Genomic DNA, 2,906 nt, shown 5'->3' with positions numbered 1-2,906 from the left:
ATTGCGGTGATCGGCAACGGCAACGTGGCCCTCGACGTGGCCCGCATGCTTGTCAAGCACGCCGATGAACTCCTGGTCACCGAAATCCCGGACAACGTCTACCGGGCGCTCAAGGATTCGCCGGTCACCGACGTCCACGTGTTTGGCCGCCGCGGCCCGGCCCAGGTGAAGTTCACGCCGCTGGAGCTGCGCGAACTCAGCCACGCCAAGGACGTGGACATCGTCCTGTATCCCGAGGACTTTGAATTCGACGAGGCCTCGGACGAGGCCATTCGCAGCAACAACCAGATCCGGACCATGGTCAACACCCTCACGAACTGGCTCGTCGAGGAGCACGCCGAGGCCGAGGAACCGTCCTCGCGCCGGCTGCACCTGCACTTCCTGCACAGCCCCGTCGAAATCTATGGAACAACAGACGACGCCGCCAACCCCGGCAAGGTCGCCGGCATCAAGTTCGAACGCATGCAGCTGGACGGCACCGGGAACGTCAAGGGCACCGGTGAGTTCCTCGACTACCCGGTCCAGGCCGTCTACCGCGCGATCGGCTACCACGGTTCGCCGCTGGATGAGCTGGAATACGATGCCCGCCGCGGCGTCGTCCCGAACGAAGGCGGCCGCGTGCTCGACGCCGAGGGCAACCCCGTGCCCGGAATCTACGCCACGGGCTGGATCAAGCGCGGCCCCGTCGGGCTGATCGGCCACACCAAGGGCGACGCGCTGGAGACCATCGGCTTTCTGCTGGAGGACCGGCTGACGCTGCCGCCGGCGCAGAACCCTGACCCGCAGGCCATCATCGACCTGCTCAAGGAGCGCGGCATCGAGTACACCACGTGGGACGGGTGGATCAAGCTCGATGCCCACGAGCTTGCCCTCGGCGCCGAGTGGTCCGCGGCGGAGTCCGCCAACGGCATCGAACGGGAGCGTATCAAGGTGGTGCCGCGCGAGGACATGATCGAGATTTCCCGCGGGTAGCAGGGGCGGTTCCCGGCGTCTCTGGCGGGTGGCCTGCAGGCCCATTAGACTGGGCCGGACGTGGCTGCCTCGGGCACGCCATCGAGCCCGTCCAATGGGAGTTCAATGAAGAACCTGGTCCATCCGGCAGCACTGTTACCGCCAACAGGCGGGGTCACCGCACAGCTGCGCCAGCAATATGCCAGTGCGGGCCATGAGCAGCTGGACTCCCGTGGACTGGCGTTCTCCGAGGGCCTACAGTTGCCCGGTATCAGCACCCTGATTCAGGAATCGTGGCAGCGTTCCGTCCAGCTGCACGCCAACCCGGACAACCCCGAAGCCCCGCTCGCCATGGACCGCGAAGAACTCGAAGCATACCGGCGGCAGCACCCCCTGGCCGCCATCATGCCCGTGATCCACAAGCTGCTGGTCCTGCCCAGCCACGACAGCGGCATGCTGGTGGCCGTGGGGGACGAGGTGGGCCGGCTGCTCTGGGTCGAAGGCGACGCCGCCATGCGGCGCCGGGCCGAAGGGATGATGTTCGTCCCGGGAGCCGACTGGTCCGAGGCAACCGTTGGCACGAGCGCTCCGGGTACGGCGCTGGCCCTCGGCCGCGGCATCCAGATCTCCGGCGCCGAACACTACAAGCGCTCCGTCCACCCGTGGAGCTGCACGGCCGTGCCGTTCCACGATCCTGATTCCGGCGCCCTGCTGGGAGTCGTGGACATCACCGGCACGGAATCGGCCGTCGCCGCGCATACGTTGTCCCTCGTCGAAGCGACAGTGGCCGCCGCCCAGGCGCATCTGCGGGTGGAACGGCTGCAGCTGGCCGCAGCCGGGCAGTCCCCGGCGTCCCGGCGGCGGAGCCCGGCGCCGAAAACGTCCGGGGACCCGGGCGCCAACAGCCTCTACCGCAACAGCCTCCAGCTGCTCGGCCGGGACCAGGCGCTGCTCAGCATCGACGGCCGCACCGTGGCCCTGTCCGCCCGGCACAGCGAAATCCTGGCCCTGCTCAGCACCCACCCTGAAGGGCTGAACGCGGAGGAGCTCTGCACCCTGCTCTACTCCGGGGATGCCTCCACCATGACGCTGCGGGCCGAGATGGTGCGCCTGCGCAAGGTCCTGCATCAGCTCAACCCGGACGCGGTCCCGGACTCTCGGCCCTACCGGCTGCCAATGGACCTGTTGCCGGACTCCGGCCAGGTCCTCAACTGCCTGCAGCGCGGTGCCCACCGGATAGCGCTGGAAATTTACCGCGGCGCCGTGCTGCCCCGCTCCGAGGCGCCCGGCATCGCCGAGCTGCGGAGCCGGGTCTCTTCCCTGCTGCGCGAGGCCGTGCTGACGGACGGCAGCGCGGAATCGCTCCTGAAGTACGCCGAGCTGCCCGAGGCAAGGGACGACGTCGAGGTCCGGTCCGCCGCACTGAAGCTGCTGCCGCCCCGCTCGCCCAAGCGCGCCGCCGTCGTCGCAGATCTCGAACGGCTGGACCGGGAACTGAGCGCCTGACCGGCCTTTCCCGGGAAAGTGACCCGGATCACTCGCTTGCAACCTGACTGCAACCTTCCGGCTTCTACGCTGTAGGCAACGGTGAGCGCCAGAAACTGGCCGCCACAAATTTTGCACAGCAAAGGAGCTAGCAATGACTGTCTACGCCCAGCCCGGTACCGAGGGCTCGAAGGTCACCTTCAAGGACCGCTACGAGAACTGGATCGGCGGCGAATGGGTTGCCCCGGTCAAGGGCCAGTACTTCGAGAACATCACCCCCGTCACCGGCAAGGTCTTCTGCGAGGTGGCCCGCGGCACCGCCGAGGACATCGAGCTGGCGCTGGACGCGGCCCACAAGATCGCACCGTCCTGGGGCAAGACCTCCGTGGCCGAGCGTGCGGCGATCCTGAACAAGATCGCCGACCGGATCGATGAGAACCTGGAGATGCTCGCCGTCGCCGAATCCTGGG

Annotated in this window: 3 protein-coding genes; all 3 read left to right on the top strand. The window is 67.7% G+C overall.

The window, feature by feature from the left end:
• Positions 1-972: ferredoxin--NADP reductase domain-containing protein (locus Y706_RS0117090; RefSeq protein ID WP_028277555.1), on the top strand; the 972-nt coding region annotated here is incomplete at its 5' end.
• Between the two features lie 105 nt (positions 973-1,077).
• Complete coding sequence (locus Y706_RS0117085) at positions 1,078-2,457, top strand: GAF domain-containing protein (RefSeq protein ID WP_028277554.1); 1,380 nt, start codon at positions 1,078-1,080, stop codon at positions 2,455-2,457.
• A gap of 133 nt (positions 2,458-2,590) precedes the next feature.
• Positions 2,591-2,906, top strand: a 316-nt coding sequence (locus Y706_RS26140; protein WP_043436369.1) for an aldehyde dehydrogenase family protein, incomplete at its 3' end; no start/stop codon positions are given.

Source organism: Arthrobacter sp. I3 (assembly GCF_000520575.1).
In the GTDB taxonomy this organism is placed as follows: Bacteria; Actinomycetota; Actinomycetes; order Actinomycetales; family Micrococcaceae; genus Arthrobacter; species Arthrobacter humicola_A.
This window is presented reverse-complemented; position numbering and strand designations above follow the sequence as displayed.